Below are 25,106 nucleotides of genomic sequence, written 5' to 3'. Positions count from 1 at the left end.
AACGAGCCCGCTCAGGCGGGCTCGTTGTCACTGATTACCTCAGGACGCACATTCCGATCTGGCACCATCTACCCGGCAACGTATCGCCTTCATCAGCTTGATGGCGCGTTCGTCGTACACGCCGTCTTCAAGCAATGACTTCCGTACCTGGCGAAGCATTTTGTCGTACTCAGCGGTATCTTCCTGAGGCAGCTCCACCCAAACGTCGCCGGGAATACTAGCTTCCGCTTCGGCGATAATCTGATAGGCCTCGTCGATCCGCTTGATCGACTCGTCCCGCACCATTTGGCCGGCATCTTCCGGGAAGCGCTCGGTGTTGATAATCACCTGGAAATTCATATAACCGAGCGCGTACTTGAACACGCCACCTTTGTCGCCGATGCCCTTATAAAGCTCGAGCGGCTGGTAAGCCACCGCAGGGGCATAAGCAAAATCGACACTTCCGTTGTTGAATTTACCGGCAAAATTGGCGGAGTTAGAACCAACAACGGAAGCGCCCACATGGCGAACCATCCGCACCGAAGCGGTATCGTAATCCAGGGTCGCAATACGTTTACCCTGTAGCTTCTGAACCGTGTCCAGAGTCCGGTCGCGGGCATGCAGATACACCGCACCGCCGGGGAAAACGCCGGCCACTTCATAAGGACCGTCAATCAGGAACGGGCGCGCCTTGGGCTGGCTTAGGGTATTGAACAGTAACCGCATTTCCTGCTCACCCGGGATCGCCCCCATGGCTTCAAGCGTGCCGGTAAACTTGTTGAATTCCCGAGCACGGGTTCCCGTTAGCAACACGGCGTCACATTGGCCCGCCTTGAAGTCTTCTGCCGCCACTTTTTCATCGGTGTAGGCACGCAGGTCAAGTTTGATTCCACGCTGAAGGGCGACCGGCTGAAATTCTTTGGTAATCGAGAAAAGCGGACCGTTCGCGCCTACCGGATCAAACACACAAAACGATCGTTCGATGATGTCGGTCTGAGCTTGCGCATGCATCGGAGCAATGAAACTGGCGCAGAGTGCCGCAGCCGCAGCAACACGGCGGGTGATTCGAATGGCTTTCACGGGATGACTCCTGATTATTATTGTCAAAAGCATGGGCTGGCCTGCTACCAGCAACTCATTCATTTTACGAGTTATGGTAGTTCGAGGGGATCTAGGATACGTTGGCTGAGGTGACTGCCGGCAAGGCCTTTTAGGAATATTGGCTACAATTTGTGATGGATTCGACAGAGGTTATGCCGCCTCTGTCGAATCTTGAGATGTGGCTCAGTGGTTATCCACCCATACCGGACGGCCAGCCACCAACGTCAGCTCGACCTTTCCTGTCAGTTCCCGTCCCACCAACGGAGCGTGTTTACCGGTAGACACCAGTGTTTGCTCGCACGGTTGCCAGCTGGCAGATGGGTTAAAGATGCACAAATCGGCATCAGCGCCACAGGCGATTTCCGGCGACAATCCAACGATACGCCCCGGGCCCAGAGTAAGCGCGGTCAGCAAGCGTTGCCGGCTTAGTTCTCCGCTTTTCACCAACTCCAAACCCAACGAAAGTACGCTCTCAATACTGGACAGGCCGGGCTCGGTGGCGGGCAACGGTGCTTGCTTGGCCGCCGTATCATGAGGCTGATGCTGACTGACAATGGCATCAATCACACCCGCCTGAACACCTGCCACCAACGCTTGCCGGTCGGCTTCAGAACGAAGCGGCGGCCGAACGTGGAACCGGCTGTCAAAACCCGCTAACGCCTCTTCGGTGAAGCACAGCTGGTGCACGGCCACATCGGCTGTCACCTGCACTCCTAGCTGCCGGGCTTGGGCCACCATTTCAACGCTGCGGCCACTGGACAGCTGGCTCAGATGCAGTTTCACGCCGGTTTCTTCAGCAAGCAACAGCATTTCCATCACCGCTGCCGTTTCGGCCACCTCTGGAATGCCTAACAGGCCCAGACGAGTGGTCACCTGACCATCGTGAGCGTACCCATCGGCCGCCAGCGCCTGATTTTCCGGGCTGAACATCACCGTCAAACCAAAAGTCTGGGCATAGGCCATACACCGGCGCAAAATCCGCGCGTTTTTAACGCCCCGGGAGCCATTACCGACCGCAACACAACCTGCGTTTTTCAAGCCGGCCAGATCGCTGAGCAATTCTCCTTCCAGGCCTCGGGTAATGGCACCAACAGGCAAGACACGCACCGCACCTCGCAAGGACGCGCCGTCACGAATCAAGTGGGTCACGGCACTGGAATCGTTAACCGGCGAGGTTTCCGGTGACGCGCACACCGTGGTAAAACCGCCATGGGCGGCGGCCAGGGTTTCTGATGCGATATTCCCCTTCTGGCCATTTCCCGGCTCTCTCAGGTTGCAGCACAGGTCGATGAACCCCGGAGCAATCACACAGCCACTGGCATCGTACTGCTGATCGGCGTTGGCATTCAGGGCATCCGCCCCCATGGCCACAATCTTGCCTTCTTTGACTAACAAGCCCGTGTTGTCAGTCTCGGTGCCCGCGCCATCAAACAGAGTGCCGCCGGTGATTCTCAAGCTTTCATATTGTGAACCCACCTTCATGCCCGGCCCCCTTCTCTTTCCAGCTGCTTTTGCTGTCGCTCTGCCATTTGCCCCCCCATGGCCATGGACATCACCGCCATGCGAATGGCGATGCCATTGGTGACCTGGTTGAGAATCACCGATTGTGGGCCGTCCGCCACCGCGGATTCGATTTCAACACCCCGATTAATGGGGCCCGGGTGCATCACAATGCAATCGGGTTTCGCCAACGCCAACTTATCCTGATTCAGGCCGTACAAACGGTAGAACTCTCGTTCACTCGGCAGCAAGGCCCCTTCCATACGTTCTTTTTGCAGCCGCAACATAATCACTACATCGAGGTCTTTCATACCTCGCGCCATGTCGTATTCCACCGTGCAACCCAGATCCTCCACATCTCTCGGCAATAGAGTTCCGGGGGCAATTACCCGCACTTCTTCCGCGCCGAGTTCGTTCAGTGCACGTATCTGGGAACGGGCCACGCGGGAGTGCAAAATGTCGCCAACGATGGCCACCTTCAGGCCCGCAAATGACCCCTTGTGCTGGCGAATGGTTAACATGTCCAACATGGCTTGTGTCGGGTGCGCATGGCGGCCATCGCCGGCATTGATAATGGCCACTCCAGGGGTCACACTTTCCGCAATAAAGTGCGGGGCGCCACTTTGGGAATGCCGCACCACAAACATATCGCTGGCCATGGCTTCCAGATTCAGCAAGGTGTCGGAAAGCGATTCGCCTTTGGATGTGGCTGAGGTGGAGATATCAAGGTTCAGAACGTCGGCCGACAGCCGCTTGGCAGCCAGCTCAAAGGTGCTGCGGGTGCGGGTACTGGATTCAAAGAACAGATTGACGACGGTTCGCCCTCGCAGCAAGGGCACTTTTTTGATGCTGCGCTCACCCACCTCGATGAATGAATCGGCGGTATCGAGAATGTCGGTGAGCAGTTCGCGGTTCAAGCCATCAAGGGTAAGAAAATGTCGCAACTGACCACCCCGGGTCAGTTGCAAATGGTTCGGGGAAGGGTCAATCGCGGTCATGGCTCGCCTGTTATCAATGGGAAGGTTTTACTGCCCGGTTTCCTGAAATTCAATGTGCAACGGCTCGGGGCCGCGCAGTTTTACTCTCTGATAGGTTTCCAGTTCAAGTACTTTACCGACCACATCCGGTTGGATCGGCAACTCTCTGGCACCCAGATCAATCAATGTGGCGAGTATGATACTGGCAGGACGACCATAATCGAAGATCTCGTTCATGGCAGCCCGAATGGTACGGCCACTCATGATCACATCGTCCACCAAAATGATATCCCGCCCCTCCGTATCAAACGCCAAGCTGGACGGTGTCACCGTCGGATTGAGCCCGATGCGGCTGAAGTCATCTCGATAAAACGAAATATCCAGCTCACCAAAGTCCTGCTTCAGGCCCAGACGTTTGTTCAGAATATCGGCAATCCAAACGCCACCGGTACGAATACCAATCAGCGCCGGATTATCGATTCCCCGGCGCTCCAGAACATCACGCAATCCTGTTTCCAGCTCATCCAGCAACGGATTGATATCAAGCAATGCGGTCATTAAAGCCTCGTTAATCAGCTCGGCCGGATTGTTCCCGGCACCAGGTTTCCAAAATCAACACCGCCGCCAGATCATCGACACCGTGGCGGCCAAAATCGCGACTACCACCTTCGGCCATCACCTGACCTTTGGCTTCAAAACTGGTCAAACGCTCATCAACCATTTCCACCGGCACATGGAACCGGCCGTGAATGCGCTTACCAAACTTCCGGGCTCGGGTGCACATATCGTTTTCGGTATCGTCCATGTTCAGCGGCAAGCCCACCAACACGAGGTTCGGCTGCCATTCGGCTAACAGAGTTTCGATCTGTTCCCAATCAGGGATGCCATCCCGGGCCGGGATCATGGCCAGTGGCTGCCCGGTGCCCAACATCTCCTGACCGGTCGCGACGCCAATACGCCGGGTGCCAAAATCGAACGCCACGACTCGTCTGTTACCCATCTCAGGCATGCCCCACCGAATCGCTCAACTGGCTCAAATCTACACCGATCAGATTGAGAACGGCTTCGTAACGCTTTTCGATGGGTGTCCGAAACAACACATCGTCGGTGGCCGGGCAGGTCAACCAGGAGTTACTGCCCAGCTCTTCTTCTAGCTGGCCTTCGCCCCAGCCCGAATAACCCAGCGCCACCAAAAATTCAGGCGGACCGTCATCCTGCCCGATGCTTTCCAGAACATCACGCGAGGTGGTCAATGAAACCTCGTCGGTCACCCGTGCGGTGTGCTGCCACTCCCGCCCCGGCGTGTGCAGTACGAACCCCCGTTCCGGCTGAACCGGGCCACCGGTATAAACCGGGATATCCAGTTCGCCGCCGTGCATATCCAGCTGTTCCAGTATTTCCCCCAGGTGGATGCCCAGAGGCTGGTTGATCATCAAACCCAGTGCACCGTCTTCGGAATGTTCACAGATGTAAATCACACCGCCGTGAAAACGGGGATCGCTCAGCCAGGGCGATGCCACCAAAAAATGGTGCTTCAAGCTACCTTGCACAGTGGTATCGTCAATCATCCTGAACTGAGCCCCCGTTTCTGGAACGACCAGGTTCGTATAATTTCCAATTCATCCGCTTTCTCACGCATGCTCTCCGGGAATGGCGCAAACGGTGCCGCCATCCGGACAATACGAATGGCCGCATCGTCCAGCACCGTGCTGCCCGACGACTGTAAAATGGCCACTTCCTTTATGGTGCCATCTTTCCGGATAGAAACCAGCATTCTCAGGTCGCCATAAATACCGGCCCTGCGTGCCTCAGTCGGATAATTGATGTTGCCTACCCGGGTCACTTTGCCGACCCAGTCCTGCACATACCAGGCGTTACTGGACTTCAACGTGGAAGCCGCCGTCACGCGCATCACCCGCGGCTTGCGTGCATAGGCCTGTTGCTGGGCATCAAGCCGGGCTTCCAGACTGGCAATCTCCAGGCTCCGCTCCATCAGGCTTTTGCGTTTGGCTCGGGGCAAAGGCTCCGGATCGACCTGGTCGTTTTGTTGCGACACTTGCCGACGGGCGCTCTCCGCCTGAACCACGATCCGGTTCTGGCTGGGTTGAGGCTCCGTTGTGGTTTGTGGCTCCGGCTGCACTTCAGCAACCTCCGGCTGGCTGACATCGGTCGGCTGGGGCGAGGTCATTTCCAGAGCCTCGTTTTCCGTGCCGCTTCCCTGCTGATTGGTCTGCGCCAGAAAGTCCGCCTGCTCCGGGGCTTGCTCGTCATCAAATTGCGACAGTGTGATTTCCATCGTTTGCGCCACAGAATTGGGCAGCTCCGGAGCAAACGTAATGCCCAACACCACAATGGCATGAAGCGCCACTGCCATGAAAAGGGTGAATGAAAATCGATCGAAATCGCTTACCTGAACTGCCATCACGTGTCCTGATTGTGCATCCGGGATGCCCGTCGATATTGTTCCAGCTTATTACTTGAGTCGCCGCTCGATCGCATCCATCAACAACGCCGAAATATCGATACCATACTGCGCGTCCAACTCCCGAATGCAGGTTGGACTAGTGACATTAATCTCGGTGAGATAATCACCAATGACATCCAGCCCGACAAACATCAGACCTTTCTGTTTGATCACAGGTGCAACACGGGCGCAGATTTCACGGTCGCGGTCGGTCAACTCGCGCCCCTCGCCACGGCCACCGGCCGCCAGATTTCCGCGATTTTCGCCCTGCGACGGAATTCGGGCCAGTGCATAAGGCACCGGTTCGCCATCAATCATCAGGATACGCTTATCGCCATCGGAAATTTCAGGCACGAATTTCTGCGCCATGGCCTGGTGCTCGCCATAGTTGGTCAGGGTTTCAATGATCACCCCGAGGTTGGCATCGTTTTCTTTTACCCGAAAGATCGACCGGCCACCCATACCGTCTACCGGCTTCATAATGATGTCACCGTGCTCGGCGTAAAAGTCCCGAAACCGCTGCGAGCTGCGGGTGACAATCAGCGGCGGCGTTAAATCTTCAAACTGGGCGGCAAACAGTTTCTCGTTGCAGTCCCGCAGCGTTGATGGCGGGTTAACAACCAAAGCACCTTGCTGCTCGGCCGCGTCGAGTATGTAAGTCGCCACCAGGAATTCGCGGTCAACCGGGGGATCCTTGCGCATCAGGATAACGTCCAGATCACCCAGCGCCCGGTCCTGGCTCTCACCATAACTGAACCAATCGTCCGGGTTATTCCGCACGGTCAGGCTACGGGTGCTGGCCCGGGCCTGCCCCCCCGCCAGATACATGTCCTGAAGCTCCATGTACTCGAGTTCCCAGCCACGGCTCTGCGCTGCAAGCAACATTGCCAGCGAGCTGTCTTTTTTGAAATGGATGTCCTCGATCGGATCCATAATGATCCCGAGCCGAATTGCCATAGAGTCTCCTGGATTATCAAGTTGGAAATCTGTAAACGAACCACTGAAAACACGAACCAGGCAGCAGAGTGCATCACTGATAAAGTGCTATGCTGATGATGGTATTGTACCCCAGTCACGAATGCATCCGCAGAAATCCTGTGGCAATTCCGTGACAAGGGATACAGAAGTACATTTGGTCACAAACAAATACTTTTTATCCAGCCATGGATACTCTATAAATGAGAGGGATTTATAGAACAACCTTAAGGTTTGTGCTAAAACCCTCTCTAAAATAATGACACCCGCTCGAGCGCAAGGCAGTCGGACAATGGATGACAACTTCGAGAACTTGAAGATCATGGTGATTGACGATAGTAAAACCATTCGTCGCACCGCAGAAACCCTCTTGAAAAAGGTTGGCTGTGAGGTCATCACCGCCACTGACGGCTTTGACGCTCTCGCCAAAATTGCTGATTCCCAGCCAGACATCATCTTCGTAGATATCATGATGCCTCGCTTGGACGGCTATCAGACTTGCGCCTTGATCAAGAACAACTCTACGTTCAAGAACACACCCGTCGTTATGCTTTCGAGCAAGGATGGCCTGTTTGATAAAGCAAAAGGGCGCATCGTTGGCTCGGACCAATATCTGACCAAACCGTTCAGCAAGGATGAACTGCTCAACACCATCCGCCAGTACACGCCTCAGGCGGAACAGTAATCCTGCTGCCACCCAGAACCATCGAGGAAACCATGGCTCGCATTTTGATTGTTGACGATTCGCCAACAGAAGTTAAAAAGATATCCACCATTCTGGAAAAGCACCAGCACGAAGTGCTGACTGCAGATAACGGCGCAGACGGTGTTGCCAAAGCCCGTGCCGAGACTCCGGATCTGGTGCTCATGGACGTTGTAATGCCCGGCCTGAACGGCTTTCAGGCAACCCGTCAACTGACTCGCGCGCCGGAAACCGCATCCATTCCGGTTGTGATCGTCACCACCAAAGATCAGGAAACGGATCGAGTGTGGGGAACCCGTCAGGGTGCCAAGGGTTATCTGGTCAAGCCAGTTAACGAAGACGACCTGATCAAAACAATCAACAACCTGATTGCCTGATCCTTCGCCGTGGAGTTAAGCATGTCCGCCGAGGCCGCCCCTTTCGCCGTTCTGACGGATATCGCCCAGCGTAGCCGGGCCATGGCCTCGGGCCTTCCAGAGCAAGAACAAGCTGTTGAGCTTTGGAACGGCATCGGGTTCATCCTCTCGGGCCAGCGCTACGTTGCTCCAATGGGCGATGTAACAGAAATATTGCACGTACCCCGTTTTACCCACATACCCGGGGTACGCCCATTCATGATGGGGGCAGCCAACGTTCGTGGGCGGCTTCTTCCTCTGATCGATCTCGCCAGTTTCTTCGACATCCCCCGGTCCTCACGCAGCCCGCGTGAACGCCGGGTACTGGTGATCGAGCAAGGCGATATTTTCAGCGGGCTGGTCGTAGACGGCGTGTTGGGCATGCAATATTTCGCAAAAGACAGTTTCCGGGCCAGCCCGAAAGGGGTGCCCGACAACGTTCGGCCGTTTGTAGATGGCGGTTACGAGCGCAACGAAGAGATCTGGAACGTGTTCTCCGCCGCCGATCTGGTGGACGACGAGCGCTTTCTCGATGTCGCACAGTGGTAGGGATGATGGTACTGGCAGGAACGTCACCCTGACCGTCTGCAACCCGATACAACAACTTGCCATTTCCAGAAGAAAAAGGCCGGGAGCCAGAAGATGAAAAACAGAGCCGGAAAACTCAGTATGGGACAGGGAGGCAACAAGCTGATTGCCGGCCTGATCGCAGCACTGATTGCACTCACTATCCTGCTCGTTGTGGTGCTGTTCATCATCAACAAAGACAGCCAGAACGATCAGGAATACATCGCCAATACCGCAGAAATGCGCGTGCTTTCCCAGGAGATAGCGAAAAACGCGACCGAAGCGGCCGGCGGTACTGCCGAAGCCTTCGACCAGTTGCGCCGCTCCCGGGATGAATTCCAGCTGCTCTGGACCAGCGTCACCAAAGGTAATCCGGAAACTGGCCTCCCGCCCAGCGAACTCGCTCAGCAGAGTAATACTCAGAAGCTTTGGAACCGGGTGCGCGAAAACGCAGACAGCATCCTTTCCACTCAGGAAGCGGTACTGGGGCTGCACGAAGTTGCCCGCACACTGAACGAAACCATTCCACAGCTGCAGGTTGAGTACGACGACATTGTACAAATCCTGCTGGAAAACGACGCACCGGCCGAGCAAATCGCTCTCGCTCAGCGTCAGTCGTTGCTGGCGGAGCGGATTGTGCGCTCGGTTAACAACGTTCTTTCCGGTGATGAAGACGCCGTCATCGCGGCCGACCGTTTTGGCCGCGATGCCAGCCTGTTCGGGCGTGTACTGGACGGACAGTTGAACGGCAACCCCGGCATGGGCATCTCGCAAGTGGCTGATGAAGATGCCATTTACGGCCTTGAAGCGGTCGATGAGTTGTTCGAGTTCGTGTCCCAGAACGTTGACGCCATCCTGGAAGCCTCCCCTGATCTGTTCAAAGTGCGTCTGGCAGCCAGCGACATCTTCCAGAACTCGGAAGTTCTGCTGACCGAGCTATCCGCTTTGGCAAATGACTTTAGCTCGCAAGCCGAATCCCGTGTGATCAATGCCACCCTGGCGTTCGCCATCCTGGCGGCGATGGTTGCGATTGTCGTGTTCATCGGCTTTGCGCTATACCGCGAAACCCAGTCCCGCCTGACCACCACTCAGGAACAGAACGAGCAGAACCAGAACGCCATCCTGCGACTGCTGGACGAGCTGGCTGATCTGGCCGACGGTGACTTGACCACCGAGGCGACCGTAACCGAAGACTTCACCGGTGCCATTGCCGACTCCATCAACTTCGCCATCGACCAGATGCGCGGACTGGTTCAGTCCATTCGGGGTACGGCAGTACGGGTTGCCTCCGCGGCTCAGGAATCTCAGGCTACGGCTATGCATCTGGCCGACGCCTCCGAGCATCAGGCTCAGGAAATCGCTGGCGCCTCTGCAGCGGTGAACGAAATGGCCGTGTCCATCGACCAGGTATCCTCCAACGCGGCCGAATCTTCTGCGGTTGCGGAGCGCTCGGTTGCCATCGCCAAGAAAGGCGCGGAAGTGGTACAAAACACCATTCGCGGCATGGACAACATCCGTGAACAGATCCAGGAAACCTCCAAGCGGATCAAACGTCTGGGTGAATCGTCCCAGGAAATCGGTGACATCGTATCTCTGATCAACGACATTGCCGACCAAACCAACATCCTGTCTCTGAACGCTGCGATTCAGGCCTCCATGGCCGGTGACGCAGGTCGAGGCTTTGCGGTTGTTGCGGACGAAGTTCAGCGCCTTGCGGAACGTTCCTCTGCCGCTACCAAACAGATTGAAGCGCTGGTTAAGACGATCCAGTCTGACACCAACGAAGCCGTCATCTCCATGGAGCACACCACCGCCGAGGTAGTACGTGGTGCTCGCCTGGCACAAGACGCGGGTATCGCGCTCGAGGAAATCGAGAACGTATCCATGAGCCTTGCGGAACTGATCCAGAACATCTCCAACGCGGCACGCCAGCAGTCCTCTTCTGCGTCGCACATTTCCAACACGATGAACGTCATCCAGGAAATCACCTCGCAGACGTCTTCCGGTACCAACGCCACCGCGAAGTCGATCGGAAATCTGGCCGAAATGGCTTCTGAGCTGCGTTCTTCGGTTGCCGGCTTTACCCTGCCGGAAGAAGAAGCGCTCAGCGAAGACAGCGAACGTTACGACGAATCGGTGGTCAGCTGACCACCGGCCCGGGGCAGCTGAAGGTCTATGGTTCAGACACATAACCAAACGGCACCCGCAGACGGAATCTGGTCACTGCGCAAACTCCCGGCAATGGACGATGCGCAGTTCGGTCAGTGGCAGAGCTTGTTGGAACACCGAACCGGCATGACCCTGACCCGAGACCGGAGATCGTTTCTGGAAACCAACTTAGCTATCCGGATGCGGGAAATTGGCTGCAACAGTTATCAGGCCTATTACGAACAGATCGTATCGGGCCCGAACGCGATTCAGGAATGGGCCACGCTGGTAGACCGCCTGACGGTTCAGGAAACCCGTTTCTTTCGTGATCCTGAAGCCTGCAAACTGGTGTCTGACTATGTCATGACCCGGCCCCGGGAAGGCTTGAAAAACCAGGCTCTGGAAGCCTGGAGTGTAGGATGCTCGACCGGCGAAGAGCCTTACACACTGGCGATGGTGCTCAACGAATGCATGGAACAGCTCGGCCTGAAGCCTCTGTATGGGGTAACCGGCTCGGACATCAGCCAACCGGCACTCGTTAAAGCCAAATCCGGTTTGTTCAGCGCCCGCAAGCTGCTGGGCGTGGATGAGGCCCTGAAATCCCGGTACTTCCGGCCTGCCGAGCGGAATACCGTAGAAATCGTGAACAGCATCCGTGAACGGGTGTGCTTTGCCAGGCTCAACGTATTAGACCTGAACAAAGCCCCGATGCACGGCATGAACATTATCTTCTGCCAGAACCTGCTGATTTACTTCCGCCGCTGGCGCCGGCGCGAAATTGTCAGACGGCTTTCAGAGCGTCTGGCACCGGGGGGGTTACTGGTGTTAGGCCAAGGTGAACTGACCGATTGGCAGCCACCGGGCCTGCAGAGGGTTCCCTCGGAACATGTACTGGCGTGGATCAAACGCCAGTCCGACGAAGAATAACCGGAGTGGTTATGGGCAATCACCATGACAGTATCGCCCTCGACTGGGTTCGGGGCGAAATACAGGACACGCTGACTCAAGGCCAGCATGCACTTGAAGCGTACGTTGATAATCGTGACGATACCGCGCGCCTGCGCTTCTGCCTGAACTATCTTCACCAGGTGCACGGCACTCTGCAAATGGTGGAGCTCTACGGTGCAGCCTTGCTCACCGAGGAGATGGAGAAACTTACCCAGGCCATTCTGAACGAAACCGTCGTTAACATTGATGACGCCGTCGAAGTGTTGATGCAGGCCATTCTCCAGCTGCCACAATATCTGGAGCATCTGGGCAGCAGCCGCGACGACTTCCCGATGGTGTTGTTGCCGTTACTGAACGACCTGCGCGCGGCCCGCGGCGAATCTCTGCTGTCGGATACCTCGCTGTTCAAACCGGACCTGACCGCCGCCCGTTTCAATGTAACCGGCAAAGTGTCTGAGCGCCTGCAAGACCCTAAAGTATTGGGTCACCTGCGAAAACTGCGGCAGATGTACCAGTTTGCACTGGCCGGCGTGGTTCGCGAAGAAGATCTGGACGCGCATTTCGGCTACATGCAAAAGGTCATCGACCGGCTCTCGCGCTTGTGCCAGAAAACCGCTCAGGGCGAGTTGTGGAAGGCCGCCGGGGCGTTTGTTGAAACCCTCGAAGCTCATGTGAACCCGGTCAACACCGCGGTCAAATCGCTGCTGCGTGAACTCGACGGCGAAATCCGCAAACTGACAGACGAGCACGCGGACATCCTGCTACAGCCGGTTCCCGAAGCGCTGTTGAAGAACCTGCTGTACTACGTTGCCCGAGCCCGGGATCTGGACCGACCCCAGGTCAATTATCTGCGCGGGGCCTACCAGTTGTCCGATGCCCTACCCTCCGATGACGATGTCAGCGAGGCGCGCACACGGGTGTCTGGCCCCGGTCGCGATGCCATTCAATCGGTGGTCGGCGCGCTCAACGAAGAGCTTGGAAGACTAAAAGACCAACTCGATTTGTTCGTGCGTGCGGAGCACCGCCAGAACAACGAGTTGGATGAGCTACTCCCGGGTCTTCGCCAGGTCGGTAATACCCTGGCGGTACTTGGCCTTGGCATTCCCCGGAAAGTGGTCACGGAGCAGATTGAACTGCTCGAAAAGCTCAGCAGCCAATTAGAAACCATCGATGATGGCACCTTGATGGACATCGCGGGCGCTCTGCTCTATGTGGAAGCGAGTCTGGCCGGCCTCGACGTCGATCGTCACACCGAAGTGTCCGACAGCGTCGAGACGGGTGAGCCCACAAACATCGGCTCCCGAGAACTGTCTGAGGCCAACGAAGCGCTGATCCGGGAATCCCGCAACACGCTGGAACAGGCGAAGTCCGCTATCGTTAACTTCATTGCCTCGCAATGGGACACCCAGGAAATCGAACACGTTCCGGCGCTGCTTCACAGCATTCGAGGCGGCCTTGGGCTGATGCCTCTCGAGCACATTCCGGACATGCTCAACTCGGCCGAACGTTATATCTCCGATGTGTTGCTCTCGAGCCAGCAAGTACCCGACTGGCGCCAACTCGACACACTGGCCGATGCCATCACCAGTATCGAGTACTACCTTGAACGGGTTGCCGAAGGCATCACCGACAACGACACCATTCTGCGCATTGCCAACGAAAGCCTTGCCAGCCTCGGATTCCCGGTCGGGGAAGATCCCACATGGAGTGAAGCCGGCCAGCCAGAGGCTGTCGAAGCTGAAGACGTTCCGGTTCTTGAGCCGATACAGGAAGAACCCGGCTCGCCGCAGAAAGGCACTGACAGCGAGCTACTGGACGATGAAATTCTCGGCATTTTCGTCGAGGAAGCCGAAGAAGTTCTGGGCACCATTCAGGAATATTACCCTCGTTTGCGCCGGGATCACGGCGACCGGGAGGCACTGACCGAAGTCCGGCGCGCGTACCATACTCTCAAAGGCAGTGGTCGACTGGTGGGTGCCGAGAGCCTCGCCGAGATGGCCTGGTCGGTTGAGAACCTGCTGAACCGCGTGATCGATCAGACGCTGAAAGCCACAGACGACATGTTCGCGCTTCTCGATGACGTGAACGCACGCATACCCGAGCTGATTCAAGACTTCCGCCATGGCGAAACCGCAGGCGATGTCGACGAACTCATTGCCCGGGCAGAGGCTTTGGCCACTACCCGGCGCACCGATGCCGCGGCCACAGAGCCTGCCAGCGCCGAAGAAAGTCCGGAGCCACCTGTTGTTACCGCCGACGACTCGTCAACCCCCCCCACTCCGGCAGAGCCCGTCGTTGCCGACACGGCAGAAGCGCTCGAGCCAGCCGCAGATGATGAAGACGATCTTATCGACGACGAGATCCTGGAGATCTTTGTTGAAGAAGCCGGCGAAGTTCTCGAAACCATCAACGAGTACCTGCCCATGCTGCTGCGTCAGTACGACGATCGCAGTGCGTTGGCCGAAGTAAGACGCGCTTTCCATACCCTCAAGGGCAGTGGGCGCATGGTCGGCGCTCATGTCATTGGAGAGCTGTCCTGGTCTGTTGAGAACATGCTGAACCGGATTATCGAGGGCAGCATCTTCATGAACGACGACCTCGCCCAGTTGCTCCAGGACGTGACCGAAGTCATTCCGACACTGGTCAGCGACTTCGAAAATCGCGTCGAGGCAAGTGCCGCCACCGCACCGCTGGAAGTCCGGGCGCACGCTCTGGCCAGTGGCGAGTTCCCCGACACCTCCACCATGCCTGTGGCGGAAGCTCCGGAAACATCGTCCGAACCGGGCAATGCGGCAACCAACAGCGATGACTCTGACCATCCGCACTCTGACGACGCAGACCTGGTCCTGCTCGAGATTTTCGAACAGGAAGCCCAGACACACCTGCAAACCCTTAAAAATTACCTGCTGACAGCTCAACAGCAGACAGCTGCCCCTTATACCGACGACCTGTCACGGGCGCTACATACCCTGCGCGGCAGTGCCAATACCGCAGGCATCGCCCCGATTGCCGCGATCGTCACCCCTCTCGAGCGCTTTATTAAAGAAGCCAGAGCGCAAAACAAACGGGCCGATCACGATGTGCTTGAGCTGATATCCCGGGCCAGTGATTTCCTGACCCACGGTTTGGCACAAATTCATAATGATCCACAAGCAGAACTGGACGGCACGGCGGACTACCTCGAAAAACTCGACAAAGTCAGCACGGCCACCTTCCAGGGGCAGGTTCTTGATGACGATTTAGCGCCTGCAAATCAGGTTTCGTCACAACTGGTTCAGCTGTTTTTGGGCGAAGGCCTCGACATTGTCTTGGATGCCGAGACGATTCTGGACAAGTGGGCCGCCGACCCGCAGGAGCAAGAAGCCCTGTCCACCCTGCGCAGCGAACTCGAGTCTCTGACCGACGACGCCGCAGATGTTGGCTTGGCGGACATCGCAAACCTGGCCGATGCGCTCACCCGTTTGTACGGCGCGGTAACCGTGTATGGATTGCCCGGCACCGGGCAGTTCTTTGAAACCGCCAGAAAGGCTCAGGAACAGCTCGTCAACCAGATGGATCAGGTAGCCGCCGGTCTGGCGACCGACTCCTGTGACGATGTCATCCTCGAACTTCACGCGTTGACCGATGCGGTTAACCGGAACGACGAGCCCGACGAATTCGAGCAGCAGTTCACCGACGATCTGGAAGAAATAGATCTGAGTCTGGAAGACAGCGAATTTGCCGCTCCTGAAACAACAGACGAGCTACAAACCACGCTGCCCGAGGAATCCGATGACAGTGAAATGGACGCAGAATTGGCGGCCATCTTCCTCGAAGAAGCCCGGGACCTCATCGATAGCACGGCCGAAGCCCTGCAAAACTGGAGCGAAGACACTGGCAATATCGACATTCTGCGCCTGCTGCAGCGAGATTTGCATACTCTGAAAGGGGGCGCGCGTCTGGCCGACATTGAAGCCGTAGGCGATCTGGCCCACGAACTGGAAAACCTGTTTGAAGGGCTGACCGAACGGCGGCTAACCATCAACGACACGCTTTCTGACTTGCTGTTCCGGTGTCACGACCGCCTAGCAGGCATGGTCGATGCGCTGGAAGCCCAAGAACAACCCAAATCGGCTCCGGATCTGATCGTTGAGATCCAACAATATATTGCGGAAGCTCAGGGTATCCGCCCGGTTACCGATATCGCACCGGAGGCAGGAGCGGCCGGCGAAGCCGGCGATCAGGATTCAGCAGCAGGCACCGCTGGCGAAGACGCTGACAGCGACGTGGCCGACCTGTCCCACCTGGATCCGGAACTGCTCGGTATCTTCCTGGAAGAAGCCTACGACCTGATCAACTCTACCGGTAGCGCCCTCCACAGTTGGAGCGAAAATCCGTCTGACCGCAACCTTGCCGCAGAACTGCAGCGGGATGTGCACACCTTGAAAGGTGGTGCGCGCATGGCCGGCGTCGATGCCATCGGCGATTTGACGCACGTTCTTGAAGACCTGTTCGAAAAGGTGGCTGAAGGCCAGCTGGAAGCCAGCAGCACCATGACGGACATTCTGTTTGCATGCCATGACCGACTGGCACAAATGGTCGAGCAAGTGGCCACACAGCGGCCTTGCCCGCCCGCGAAGCAGCTGGAAGCGCAGGTGCAAGCGATCCTGCAGGGAGACGAGGCTTCCGATACCGCGACTTTGGACGCTGAAGCCGACATCGTGGCGCACGCTGAGCCAACGAGCATTGAACCCGAGTATGACGACGCGGTCCCGGACTTCGAAGCCGACGATATTCTCAGCATCTTCCTGGACGAAGGGCTGGAAATTCACGACTCCATGGCTGAAAGCCTGGAGCATTGGCACGAACAACCGACGGAACTTGCGCCGGTCATGTCGCTGCGCCAGGACCTCCACACCCTCAAGGGCGGTGCTCGCCTGTCGGATCTCGATGCCATCGCGGATCTCGCCCAAGCCTGGTCCGAACTGCTCGACGACACGCTTGCCGGCAGTAAACCGGCGGAAACCGCACTGGCATTGAGCGTTCGCGCTCAAGCCGGCCTGCGCTCGATGTTAACCACCATGGAAGCAGGACAGCGGCCGGAGCTCGATTTCACTCTGATCGACGCGCTGTCGCAATCCGGCACCGAGATGCCGGAGCCGAGTTTCGAAGCCGAGCCGGCTGAAGCCGAGGTTCAGGAAACCCCAGACCCTGAAGTTCTGGAGATTTTCCTCGAAGAAGCCAACGAAATTATGGACCAGCTGGAACAACTGCTGGCCGATTGGCACAAAGAACCGGGCAACCACCATTTCAACCAAGAGGCTCAACGGGCTATGCACACCCTGAAAGGGGGTGCTCGCCTGTCTCAGCTTTCAGGTCTGGGAGACAAAGCCCATACCTTCGAAACCTTGTTGATTGATCTTGGCGGTAATGCGCCAACCGAGGCGCAGTGGCAGGAAATTGGCCGCCAGCATGACGACATTATCGCGGCTGTCGCGGCGATTCGTGCCCATTACGAACAAGGCGCAGCGCTACCCGAGCCGGAAGTTAGCCAGCCGGTCGAAGCGCCAGAATCGAAGGCCGTCGAGACCGCCGTCGCGCAACCGGAGCCCGAACCCAAACCGGTTGCCCGGAAACCGTCCAGGCTTCGTAGCAACAAGGCCGTCGAAGCTCAGCGCGCGGCGCAAGAAACCATTCGTGTATCGGCGCCGCTGCTGGACGATCTGGTTAACCTTGCCGGTGAAACCAGTATCACCCGTGGCCGGCTGGAACAGCAGTCCAGTGACTTCAGCCACACCCTCGACGAGATGGCCGCCACCATCGAGCGTCTGCGCGAGCAGCTGCGCCGGATGGACATCGAAACCGAAACCCAGATTCTGTTCCGTGCCGAGCAGGAACACGGTGCCGACTACGGCGAAGATTTTGATCCACTGGAGATGGACCGTTACTCATCGATCCAGCAGCTTTCCCGGGCCCTGACAGAGTCTTCGTCTGACCTTGCCGACCTGCGAGAAACCCTGGCGGACCGGGTGCGCGATACGGAAACCTTGCTGGTTCAGCAGTCCCGCATCAATACCGAACTCCAGGAAGGTCTGATGAAGACCCGAATGGTGCCATTTGCCTCTACCGTGCCACGGCTGCGCCGGATTGTGCGCCAGATCAGCGGCGAACTGGGCAAGAAAGTCGACTTCGACGTTCGCAATGCCGAAGGCGAGATGGACCGAAGCATTCTGGAGCGCATGATTGCGCCGCTGGAGCACATGCTGCGCAACGCCCTGGATCACGGCATTGAAACCCCGCAAGAACGCCGTCAGGCCGGCAAGCCTGAAACCGGTGAGGTGGTGCTGTCGCTGACCCGCGAGGGCGGCGACGTAGTGCTTCGGATGATCGATGACGGTAAGGGCATTCCCGCCGAGGTGATTCGCGACAAAGCCATTCGTCAGGGCTTGATGCACGAGAACGAAGCGCTCTCGGAGCGGGAGATCCTGCAATTCATTTTGCAGCCCGGCTTCTCCACCGCCGAGAAAGTGACCCAGATTTCCGGCCGTGGCGTTGGTATGGACGTGGTCGCCAGCGAAATCAAACAACTTGGTGGCAGCCTTGATATTGATTCGTCGCTGGGGCGCGGCACCATCTTCACCGTGCGTTTGCCGTTCACCGTATCGGTGAACCGCGCCCTCATGGTGGCCACGGGCGAAGATTTCTACGCCATCCCGCTGAATACCATCGAGGGTATCGTTCGGGTCAGCACCTACGAACTGGAAGAGTATTACAAGCCCGATGCGCCCATGTACGAGTACGCCGGACAGCAATACCGCTTGCAGTACCTCGGCAACCTGTTGAACAGTGACCATCATCCCAAGCTGCAAGGTCAGGCGCTGCCACTGCCGGTCATTCTCGTGCGCGGTGCCGAGCAGCCACTGGCTCTGCAGGTGGATCATCTGATGGGGAGCCGCGAGATCGTTGTTAAATCCCTCGGTCCGCAGTTCAGTACGGTGCGCGGGGTATCCGGTGCCACTATTCTGGGTGACGGTAACGTGGTGGTGATTCTCGACTTGCCAGCCATGATCCGTTCAGACGTGCTGTCTGACCGTCAGCGCATGGCCAACCTGGCCAAAGAACGCACAACCAGCCGCTTCGAAGAGCAAGTCACTACGGTCATGGTGGTGGACGATTCCGTCACCGTTCGCAAAGTGACCTCACGCTTGCTGGAACGCAACGGCATGGAAGTGATCACGGCAAAAGATGGTTTGGATGCGGTGGCTCAGCTGCAAGACCACCGCCCGGATGTCATCTTGCTGGATATTGAAATGCCCCGGATGGACGGTTTCGAAGTCGCCAGTTTTGTGCGCCATGATGAAACGCTCAAACATACGCCGATTTGCATGATTACCTCCCGAACCGGCGAAAAACACCGCGAGCGGGCTCTGGCCATTGGCGTCAACGAGTACCTTGGCAAGCCGTTCCAGGAAACCGTGCTGCTTGAAACCATTAAACGGCTGACCGAGAGCGAGTGATGGCCGGCCAGACCGGCCGACCAATGGTCGGGATCGTTTCTGATGACGCGTTGCAGCGCCGGCGGCTACAGGAAGCCGCCGGCAAGTTTGGCTTGGACAGCTGCTTTGCAGGTGATCCCGATCGTTTGATCGACTACCCGGAGTTTCCGGAAGCGGCGTTGTGGCTGGTCACCCTTCAGGACGAAGCGGATCACCCGACGTTTTTCGATCATTTGCTCGGTCACACCGACGCGCCAGTCTTGTTTGGGGTTGATCTCGCGCCGAAGCCAAGCAGCAAAGAGTTTATTCGATGGGAGCGCCGCCTTCAGAATAAACTGGAAAAACAGCTGGGGCCTCTGGAAGCGCTTGATAGCGCCCGCGATCTGGAACAACTGGTGGATTGCGAGCCTGCGCCCAATAGTCCGCCAAGCCTGCCCAGCTCTGTCACACCCGCATCGCCCGGTTCACTGGCCAGCGAAATCTGGATACTGGGCGCGTCTCTTGGCGGCCCCGCCGCCGTGAAAGCCTTCCTGGACCAGCTGCCACCGGGTTTGCCGGTGGGTTTTGTTTACGCACAACACATTGATGGCAATTTCACCGATGTCCTGACGCGCGTCTTGGGCCGTCACGCCCATTACCAGCTAAAAAAAGCCGAGCAAGGCTATCGGGTACAGAACGGTGATGTCGTGTTGATCCCGGTCGAGAACGAGTGGTCGTTCGATTCGGAAGGCCGCCTCCAGCAGCTGGACAACCCCTGGCCCGGGCCATACGGCCCGTCCATTGATCAGGTCCTGCTCAATGTCGCTGACCACTACGGTAAACATTGCCACGCCATTCTCTTTTCAGGCATGGGCAACGACGGAGCCCTTGCGGCCCCCATGCTGAAAGCCTACGGTAGCCACATTTGGGTTCAGGATAGCCAAAGCTGCGGCAACAGCTCAATGCCCGACTCCGTTGCAGCCACGGGCTGTACCAGTTTTCGTGGCACACCGGAACAATTGGCTGAACAGCTGATTAAAACCATCAAGAACAACAGCCTGCTCAAGAGCCGGCACAAACGGGATTCCGCCTGAGGACACACGCTATGACTGAAAACAGCCAATCCCTATCCTGCGTTATGGTACCGGTCAGCGATCGGCAACTGCTGCTTCCGAACGTATCCATTGCGGAAGTTGTTGATCTGAACAACACCAAAACGGGTCGGGGCACACCCGATTGGCTGGTTGGTTTCATCGACTGGCGCGGCCTTAACCTACCGGTGATCTCCTACGATGCCGCCAATGGCAATGAGTTGGTCGTGCCCGGCGGCAACCGTGGCCGGATCATCGTAATCAACACCATTGGCCCCAAGCATAGCCAATTGCCGTTCATGGCACTGGTGACTCAAGGCATCCCGAGTCAAACCCGGCTGACCGAACCCGACCTCAAGAAAGTGGACGCACAACCCGGGCCCGCCGACCTGATGCAGGTTGAAATTGACGGCGAAGCCGCCTGGATTCCGAATCTTGAATATCTGGAATCACTGGCAGCCACTGCAATAGCCTGATGTTAGGGTCAGTCCCCATAGCGAGACGCTCTGCAAATGTTATAATGTTGCAAACTTTGCAGGAGCTTCCCCATGCCAGAGCGCGCGCTTCCTTACCGCCCTCACAACCATGAAGCCTGCGTCAGCCAAGCTCTGACTGACGCACAAGACATTTGCCGCCAGCAGAATGCCCGCCTGACGCCGATCCGGGAGCGCGTTCTCGAGCTGATCTGGCAATCCCACAAACCGCTGGGCGCGTACGACATTCTGGCCCAGCTCGGAGCCGAGGGGCACAAAGCCGCACCCCCCACTGTGTACCGTGCGCTGGACTTCCTGCTGCAATACGGCCTGGTGCATCGCATATCCTCTTTGAATGCTTTTATCGGGTGTGCCCATGCCGGCGAGCATCATCGCAGCACCTTTCTGATCTGCCGTGAATGCGGCATTGTGCTGGAGTTGGCCGTAGACACCGTAACCAACGCAATCGAGTCTGCCGCCAAAGCCGAAGCGTTTCAGGTTGAAGACATCACGCTGGAGATTTCGGGCTTGTGCCCCAGCTGCCAAGGAAGCACCAGTCATGCCTGAACACTTGGTACAGCTGAATCAGCTAACGGTGCGGTTTGATGAACGGATCGTGGTCGATCACGTCAATCTTGTGGTTGGCCGCGGCGACATCATCACCATCATCGGCCCCAATGGCGCCGGGAAAACCACCCTGATCAAAACCGTTCTGGGCATTCAGAAAGCCACCAGTGGGCAGGTATCTCTGGCACCGGGTCTGGTTATTGGGTACGTGCCCCAACACCTCTCCCTCGAGGCAACGCTGCCGTTAAGCGTCAAACGCTTCATGTTACTGAGTGGCCGCCCGCTGAACGCCTGTGAAGCGGCCTTGCGACGTACCGGTGTCGGGCATCTTCTCAACGCGTCGGTACACCATCTGTCCGGTGGTGAAAAACAGCGGTTGCTGCTGGCACGGGCCCTTGCTCGCCAGCCCGATTTATTGGTGCTCGATGAGCCGGCCCAAGGGGTCGATATCAACGGTCAGGCGGCTTTGTACGAGTTGATCAGAGAACTCAGAGACGAACTGCACTGCGGTGTGATCATGATCTCCCACGACCTTCATCTGGTGATGGCGGCCACGGATCAGGTGATTTGCCTGAACCAGCACATCTGCTGCAGCGGGCATCCGGCAGACATTTCCCACGATCCGGCGTTCATCGAAACCTTCGGTCATCAGGTCGCTGAATCACTGGCAGTGTACCACCACCGGCACAACCACAGTCATGACCTGCACGGCGATGTCGTCACGGGCAACGGACCGCACGGAGCCTGCAACCATGAACATCATTGATCTGATTCTGGGCGACTTTTTCTGGCGGGCATTACTCGGAGGGCTTGGCGTCGCTCTGGTCGCGGGTCCGCTCGGCTGTTTTGTGGTCTGGCGGCGTTTGGCTTACTTCGGGGATACCTTAGCCCACTCGGCCCTGTTGGGTATCGCGCTGAGTTTTCTGATCAGCATTCCGCTCAATCTCGGCGTGATCATCACCTGCCTGCTCATTGCCTTGGCGTTGGTGCTGTTATCCCGCACCCGCGCTCTGGCCACGGATACGTTGTTGGGCATTCTGGCGCACAGCGCGCTCGCCATCGGCCTGGTAACACTCAGCTTTATGCCGGATATCCGGGTTGACCTCACCGGTTTGCTGTTCGGGGACTTACTGGCGATGAGCCGCCAGGACCTGCTGTGGATATACGGCGGCGCCGCCGTGGTGCTGACCCTGTTGGCGTTGCTGTGGCGTCAGTTGTTGATGAGCACCATCCACGAAGAACTCGCGCGCGTGGAAGGCGTTCCGGTCGAACGGCTGCGCCTGGCGCTGATGCTAATGTTCGCTTTAGTGATTGCCGTGGCGATGAAAATCGTTGGCGTGCTGTTGATTACCGCTTTGCTGATCATCCCCGCGGCCACCGCCCGGCGTTTGGCAAAAACCCCGGAACACATGCTAGGGCTGGCCATTGTATTCGGGTTTATAGCCGTGTCAGGTGGCCTGACCCTGTCCTGGCATTTGGACACCCCCGCGGGGCCATCGGTGGTGGTCACGGCCTTTTTGACGTTTTTGTTGGTCTACGGCGGCGCCCGCAACAGCCGCTATTAAATCCCCCCGGCTTTCCGGATGGCGCAGACTGGTCTATTGTGGATTGGCTGACCAACGGAAAGCCTGAGGGAGGGTCCTGGCATGGGCAGCAGCCCGGACAGCACATCACTTGGTTCTAAAATCCGCAGGGCTTTTTGGCCAGGCTTGTGGGTGCCTGTGGTTATTCTGCTGGTTGGCAGCGCGCTCAGTGTATCTGTTGCCAAACGGGTTGCCGACCAAACCGAAGCCCTTGCCTATCAACAATATCAGCAGCAACACCGCGCTCTGGTTCTTATGGTGCTCGATCAGTTATACCGGCACGGCAACGACATTTCCCTGTTGAAGGTGCCATTGGCCAAAGCCATGCCACAACATTTGCGCCTTCGCATTGATACCCTGGAGCGACACACCAAAAGACCGTTACTGGAACTGGGCTCCGTCCATACACCGATGAAAGGCCATGCCCTGCGCACAGAACTGAACATCGATGGCAATCGATCGATGGTCACCACATTGCCCGATGCCCAGCTGCTCACCGCGCCGGCTCAACAGGCTCGCTGGTTGATTCTCGTCAGTGGTCTGACTCTTTCTTTGTTAGCGTTTGTGCTGTCGCTTTACCTGTGCTGGCGTAATCACCAGCAAAGCAGGCTAACCAGACGGCAACAAAAAAACCTGAAAACCCAAAACCGGAAAATCGCCAACCTGAACGTTGAAAAACTCGTTCTAAGGCAAGCACTCAACGACAGCGAGAGCCGGTCACGGGATTTGATCAACCTGTCGGGAAACCTGATTGCCGAGTTGGACGATCAGGGGCAAATCAACTATATCTCGGCCTTGGCGGCCGATATTTTCAAACAAGCACCGTCCGATTTGGACCAAACCCCTTTCCAACAGCTGGTTACTCAGGCCGATCAGCAGCGTTTTTCGGAATGCCTTGAAGCCGCCCGCGCTGACCACGACATTACCCGGGCCGATCTGGCTTTGATGGGAGACCATTCTGAGCAAGCCACGCCGGTTACCTTGCAGCTGAAGGCATTAACGGATCCGGTCAGAGGCATCGCAGGGTTTCGGCTCAGCGCACAGATGAAATCCCCAGGGGTGGATTAGCGTTTCACAGAGGTTGAACCCGCTCCAGAAGCCGCCCAGTCGCAAGCAGTTCCAAAAACTCGTCCCCAAGCCGGTCACTCTCGGCAATCGCCCGGCGCCAGGACCTCTCCCGCCCGGCATCGTCGCCCAAATAGGCCTCGAAATCCTTCCGATCCGGCAGTTTTCGGTCCGGCAAGGCGTCCAAATAGTCTCGGGACGGTGATAACAACAGCACATCTTGTAAGCGAGTGGCATCGCCTTTGCGCCAAGGCAATGTTTTATCAAACCACCCCGGCACCACTCGATCGGTAAAATGCGGGTAAAGCACAATGCCGGGCTGCTCGTAGGGCAGGTCCAGGTGATAATCCAGTAACCCGCCGTCCCGGTAGACCCCGGCCGGAGCCCCCGGAATGTTGCGCACCGCCGACATCACCATCGGGATGGATGCCGACGCCAGCAAAGCAGACAGCAAGTTGTCAGGCGTCAGCGCCACTTCATGGCGCGGGAACTCGGCGTGGGTGGAAATCGGCGTCTTCTGCCGGGCATCGTGCACAAAACCCCGCTCCATAAAACGACTGAGGTGGCGACGGCTGAGCATATTGGCACTTATTGCGCTCATCAGCCCCATACCCAAACGGCCTTTGGAATCATGCTGCAACAACCCAAGGCTCCGTACCACCACCACACTCAGCCGATACACCGGATGAGCCAGCAGGTAATCTTCGCGGCCGCCAAGCAGCTCCTGCAAAAACGCAACGCTTTTACGACTGACTTCCTCTGCACTCACGCCTTTGCTGAAACGCTGTTGGGTGTAAAGCTCTGCCAACTTGCTCAATTGCGCGCGCGGGTTGTCCGAGGAAGCCACAGCGGCAAAACGCCAACTGCCGATCGACGAGCCAATCAGTGCGATTTCCTGTTCGGCACCGGCCAGCCACTCACCGAATATGGCCTTGTCCAAACCACTAATGCCCAACGCTTTCGGGCCTCCGGCCGCGCCCGGGACAACGTGCACATCGGACACTTCAAGGGGTTTCTGACGCAGCCGCTCCAAAGCGCGGCGGCCGGCCCGAATCGTGAGTGCCGGGGTACGAGTGTGAACTGCAGTCATTCGATATCCTCTGGTTAGCTGGCGGG

The 25,106-nt window shown here is 57.4% G+C and carries 21 protein-coding genes; 12 read left to right on the top strand and 9 right to left on the bottom strand.

Annotated features, from left to right (window positions below; translation table 11 throughout):
- Positions 1 to 39 precede the first annotated feature (39 nt).
- The 8 genes from MWU64_RS05445 to gshB form a co-directional block, all read right to left on the bottom strand.
- Positions 40 to 1,059, bottom strand: coding sequence for a putative solute-binding protein (locus tag MWU64_RS05445; protein ID WP_247062209.1), 1,020 nt, complete (start codon positions 1,057 to 1,059; stop codon positions 40 to 42).
- A 204-nt stretch (positions 1,060 to 1,263) separates the two neighbouring features.
- The gene (locus MWU64_RS05440) at positions 1,264 to 2,562 is read right to left on the bottom strand and encodes a dihydroorotase (protein ID WP_247062207.1); all 1,299 of its coding nucleotides are present in this window, start codon (positions 2,560 to 2,562) and stop codon (positions 1,264 to 1,266) included.
- Positions 2,559 to 3,578 (bottom strand): aspartate carbamoyltransferase catalytic subunit, encoded by a 1,020-nt coding sequence (locus MWU64_RS05435; RefSeq protein WP_247062205.1) that lies wholly within the window; start codon positions 3,576 to 3,578, stop codon positions 2,559 to 2,561. The genes MWU64_RS05440 and MWU64_RS05435 overlap by 4 nt, the downstream gene beginning before the upstream one ends.
- Before the next feature lie 27 nt (positions 3,579 to 3,605).
- On the bottom strand, positions 3,606 to 4,115 hold the full coding sequence (pyrR, locus tag MWU64_RS05430) for a bifunctional pyr operon transcriptional regulator/uracil phosphoribosyltransferase PyrR (protein ID WP_247062203.1): 510 nt from the start codon (positions 4,113 to 4,115) through the stop codon (positions 3,606 to 3,608).
- Positions 4,116 to 4,125: 10 nt separating this feature from the next.
- A complete protein-coding gene (gene ruvX / locus MWU64_RS05425) occupies positions 4,126 to 4,566 on the bottom strand; it encodes a Holliday junction resolvase RuvX (protein ID WP_247062201.1) in 441 nt (146 codons plus the stop codon).
- A complete protein-coding gene (locus tag MWU64_RS05420) occupies positions 4,559 to 5,125 on the bottom strand; it encodes a YqgE/AlgH family protein (protein WP_247062199.1) in 567 nt (188 codons plus the stop codon). Before MWU64_RS05420 ends, ruvX begins: the two co-directional genes overlap by 8 nt.
- Entirely contained in the window at positions 5,122 to 5,979 is an 858-nt protein-coding gene (locus MWU64_RS05415) for an energy transducer TonB (protein WP_247062197.1), read from the bottom strand. Before MWU64_RS05415 ends, MWU64_RS05420 begins: the two co-directional genes overlap by 4 nt.
- Before the next feature lie 51 nt (positions 5,980 to 6,030).
- Positions 6,031 to 6,978, bottom strand: a complete 948-nt coding sequence (gene gshB / locus MWU64_RS05410) for a glutathione synthase (RefSeq protein ID WP_247062195.1) — start codon at positions 6,976 to 6,978, stop codon at positions 6,031 to 6,033.
- Between the two features lie 310 nt (positions 6,979 to 7,288).
- Here gshB and pilG point away from each other — a divergent pair, with 310 nt between their 5' ends.
- The 12 genes from pilG (at position 7,289) to MWU64_RS05350 (ending at position 23,993) form a co-directional block, all read left to right on the top strand.
- Positions 7,289 to 7,681, top strand: coding sequence for a twitching motility response regulator PilG (pilG, locus tag MWU64_RS05405; RefSeq protein WP_114335249.1), 393 nt, complete (start codon positions 7,289 to 7,291; stop codon positions 7,679 to 7,681).
- A gap of 32 nt (positions 7,682 to 7,713) precedes the next feature.
- A complete protein-coding gene (pilH, locus tag MWU64_RS05400; RefSeq protein WP_114335248.1) occupies positions 7,714 to 8,076 on the top strand; it encodes a twitching motility response regulator PilH in 363 nt (120 codons plus the stop codon).
- 21 nt (positions 8,077 to 8,097) lie between these two features.
- On the top strand, positions 8,098 to 8,643 hold the full coding sequence (locus MWU64_RS05395) for a chemotaxis protein CheW (protein ID WP_247062193.1): 546 nt from the start codon (positions 8,098 to 8,100) through the stop codon (positions 8,641 to 8,643).
- A 93-nt stretch (positions 8,644 to 8,736) separates the two neighbouring features.
- Entirely contained in the window at positions 8,737 to 10,809 is a 2,073-nt protein-coding gene (locus MWU64_RS05390; protein ID WP_247062190.1) for a methyl-accepting chemotaxis protein, read from the top strand.
- A 27-nt stretch (positions 10,810 to 10,836) separates the two neighbouring features.
- Positions 10,837 to 11,736 carry a CheR family methyltransferase gene (locus tag MWU64_RS05385; RefSeq protein ID WP_247062188.1) on the top strand — a complete coding sequence of 300 codons (900 nt, stop codon included), beginning with the start codon at positions 10,837 to 10,839 and terminating at the stop codon, positions 11,734 to 11,736.
- An 11-nt stretch (positions 11,737 to 11,747) separates the two neighbouring features.
- Positions 11,748 to 19,253 carry an Hpt domain-containing protein gene (locus MWU64_RS05380; protein WP_247062186.1) on the top strand — a complete coding sequence of 2,502 codons (7,506 nt, stop codon included), beginning with the start codon at positions 11,748 to 11,750 and terminating at the stop codon, positions 19,251 to 19,253.
- Complete coding sequence (locus tag MWU64_RS05375) at positions 19,253 to 20,305, top strand: chemotaxis protein CheB (RefSeq protein WP_247062185.1); 1,053 nt, start codon at positions 19,253 to 19,255, stop codon at positions 20,303 to 20,305. Before MWU64_RS05380 ends, MWU64_RS05375 begins: the two co-directional genes overlap by 1 nt.
- 11 nt (positions 20,306 to 20,316) lie before the next feature.
- A complete protein-coding gene (locus tag MWU64_RS05370) occupies positions 20,317 to 20,778 on the top strand; it encodes a chemotaxis protein CheW (RefSeq protein ID WP_247062183.1) in 462 nt (153 codons plus the stop codon).
- Positions 20,779 to 20,850: 72 nt separating this feature from the next.
- Positions 20,851 to 21,342: a Fur family transcriptional regulator gene (locus MWU64_RS05365; protein WP_247062181.1), complete on the top strand. Its 492-nt coding sequence runs from the start codon at positions 20,851 to 20,853 to the stop codon at positions 21,340 to 21,342.
- Complete coding sequence (znuC, locus tag MWU64_RS05360) at positions 21,335 to 22,108, top strand: zinc ABC transporter ATP-binding protein ZnuC (protein WP_247062179.1); 774 nt, start codon at positions 21,335 to 21,337, stop codon at positions 22,106 to 22,108. The genes MWU64_RS05365 and znuC overlap by 8 nt, the downstream gene beginning before the upstream one ends.
- The gene (gene znuB / locus MWU64_RS05355; RefSeq protein WP_247062177.1) at positions 22,095 to 22,907 is read left to right on the top strand and encodes a zinc ABC transporter permease subunit ZnuB; all 813 of its coding nucleotides are present in this window, start codon (positions 22,095 to 22,097) and stop codon (positions 22,905 to 22,907) included. Before znuC ends, znuB begins: the two co-directional genes overlap by 14 nt.
- A gap of 81 nt (positions 22,908 to 22,988) precedes the next feature.
- Positions 22,989 to 23,993, top strand: a complete 1,005-nt coding sequence (locus tag MWU64_RS05350) for a PAS domain-containing protein (protein ID WP_247062175.1) — start codon at positions 22,989 to 22,991, stop codon at positions 23,991 to 23,993.
- A 4-nt stretch (positions 23,994 to 23,997) separates the two neighbouring features.
- Here MWU64_RS05350 and MWU64_RS05345 read toward each other — a convergent pair whose 3' ends face one another.
- Positions 23,998 to 25,080, bottom strand: a complete 1,083-nt coding sequence (locus MWU64_RS05345; protein ID WP_247062173.1) for a patatin-like phospholipase family protein — start codon at positions 25,078 to 25,080, stop codon at positions 23,998 to 24,000.
- Positions 25,081 to 25,106: the final 26 nt, after the last annotated feature.

This window comes from Marinobacter sp. S0848L, from assembly GCF_023016065.1.
Lineage (GTDB): Bacteria > Pseudomonadota > Gammaproteobacteria > Pseudomonadales > Oleiphilaceae > Marinobacter.
The sequence above is the reverse complement of the archived record's forward strand: the minus strand, read 5'-3'. Positions and strand labels throughout refer to the sequence as shown.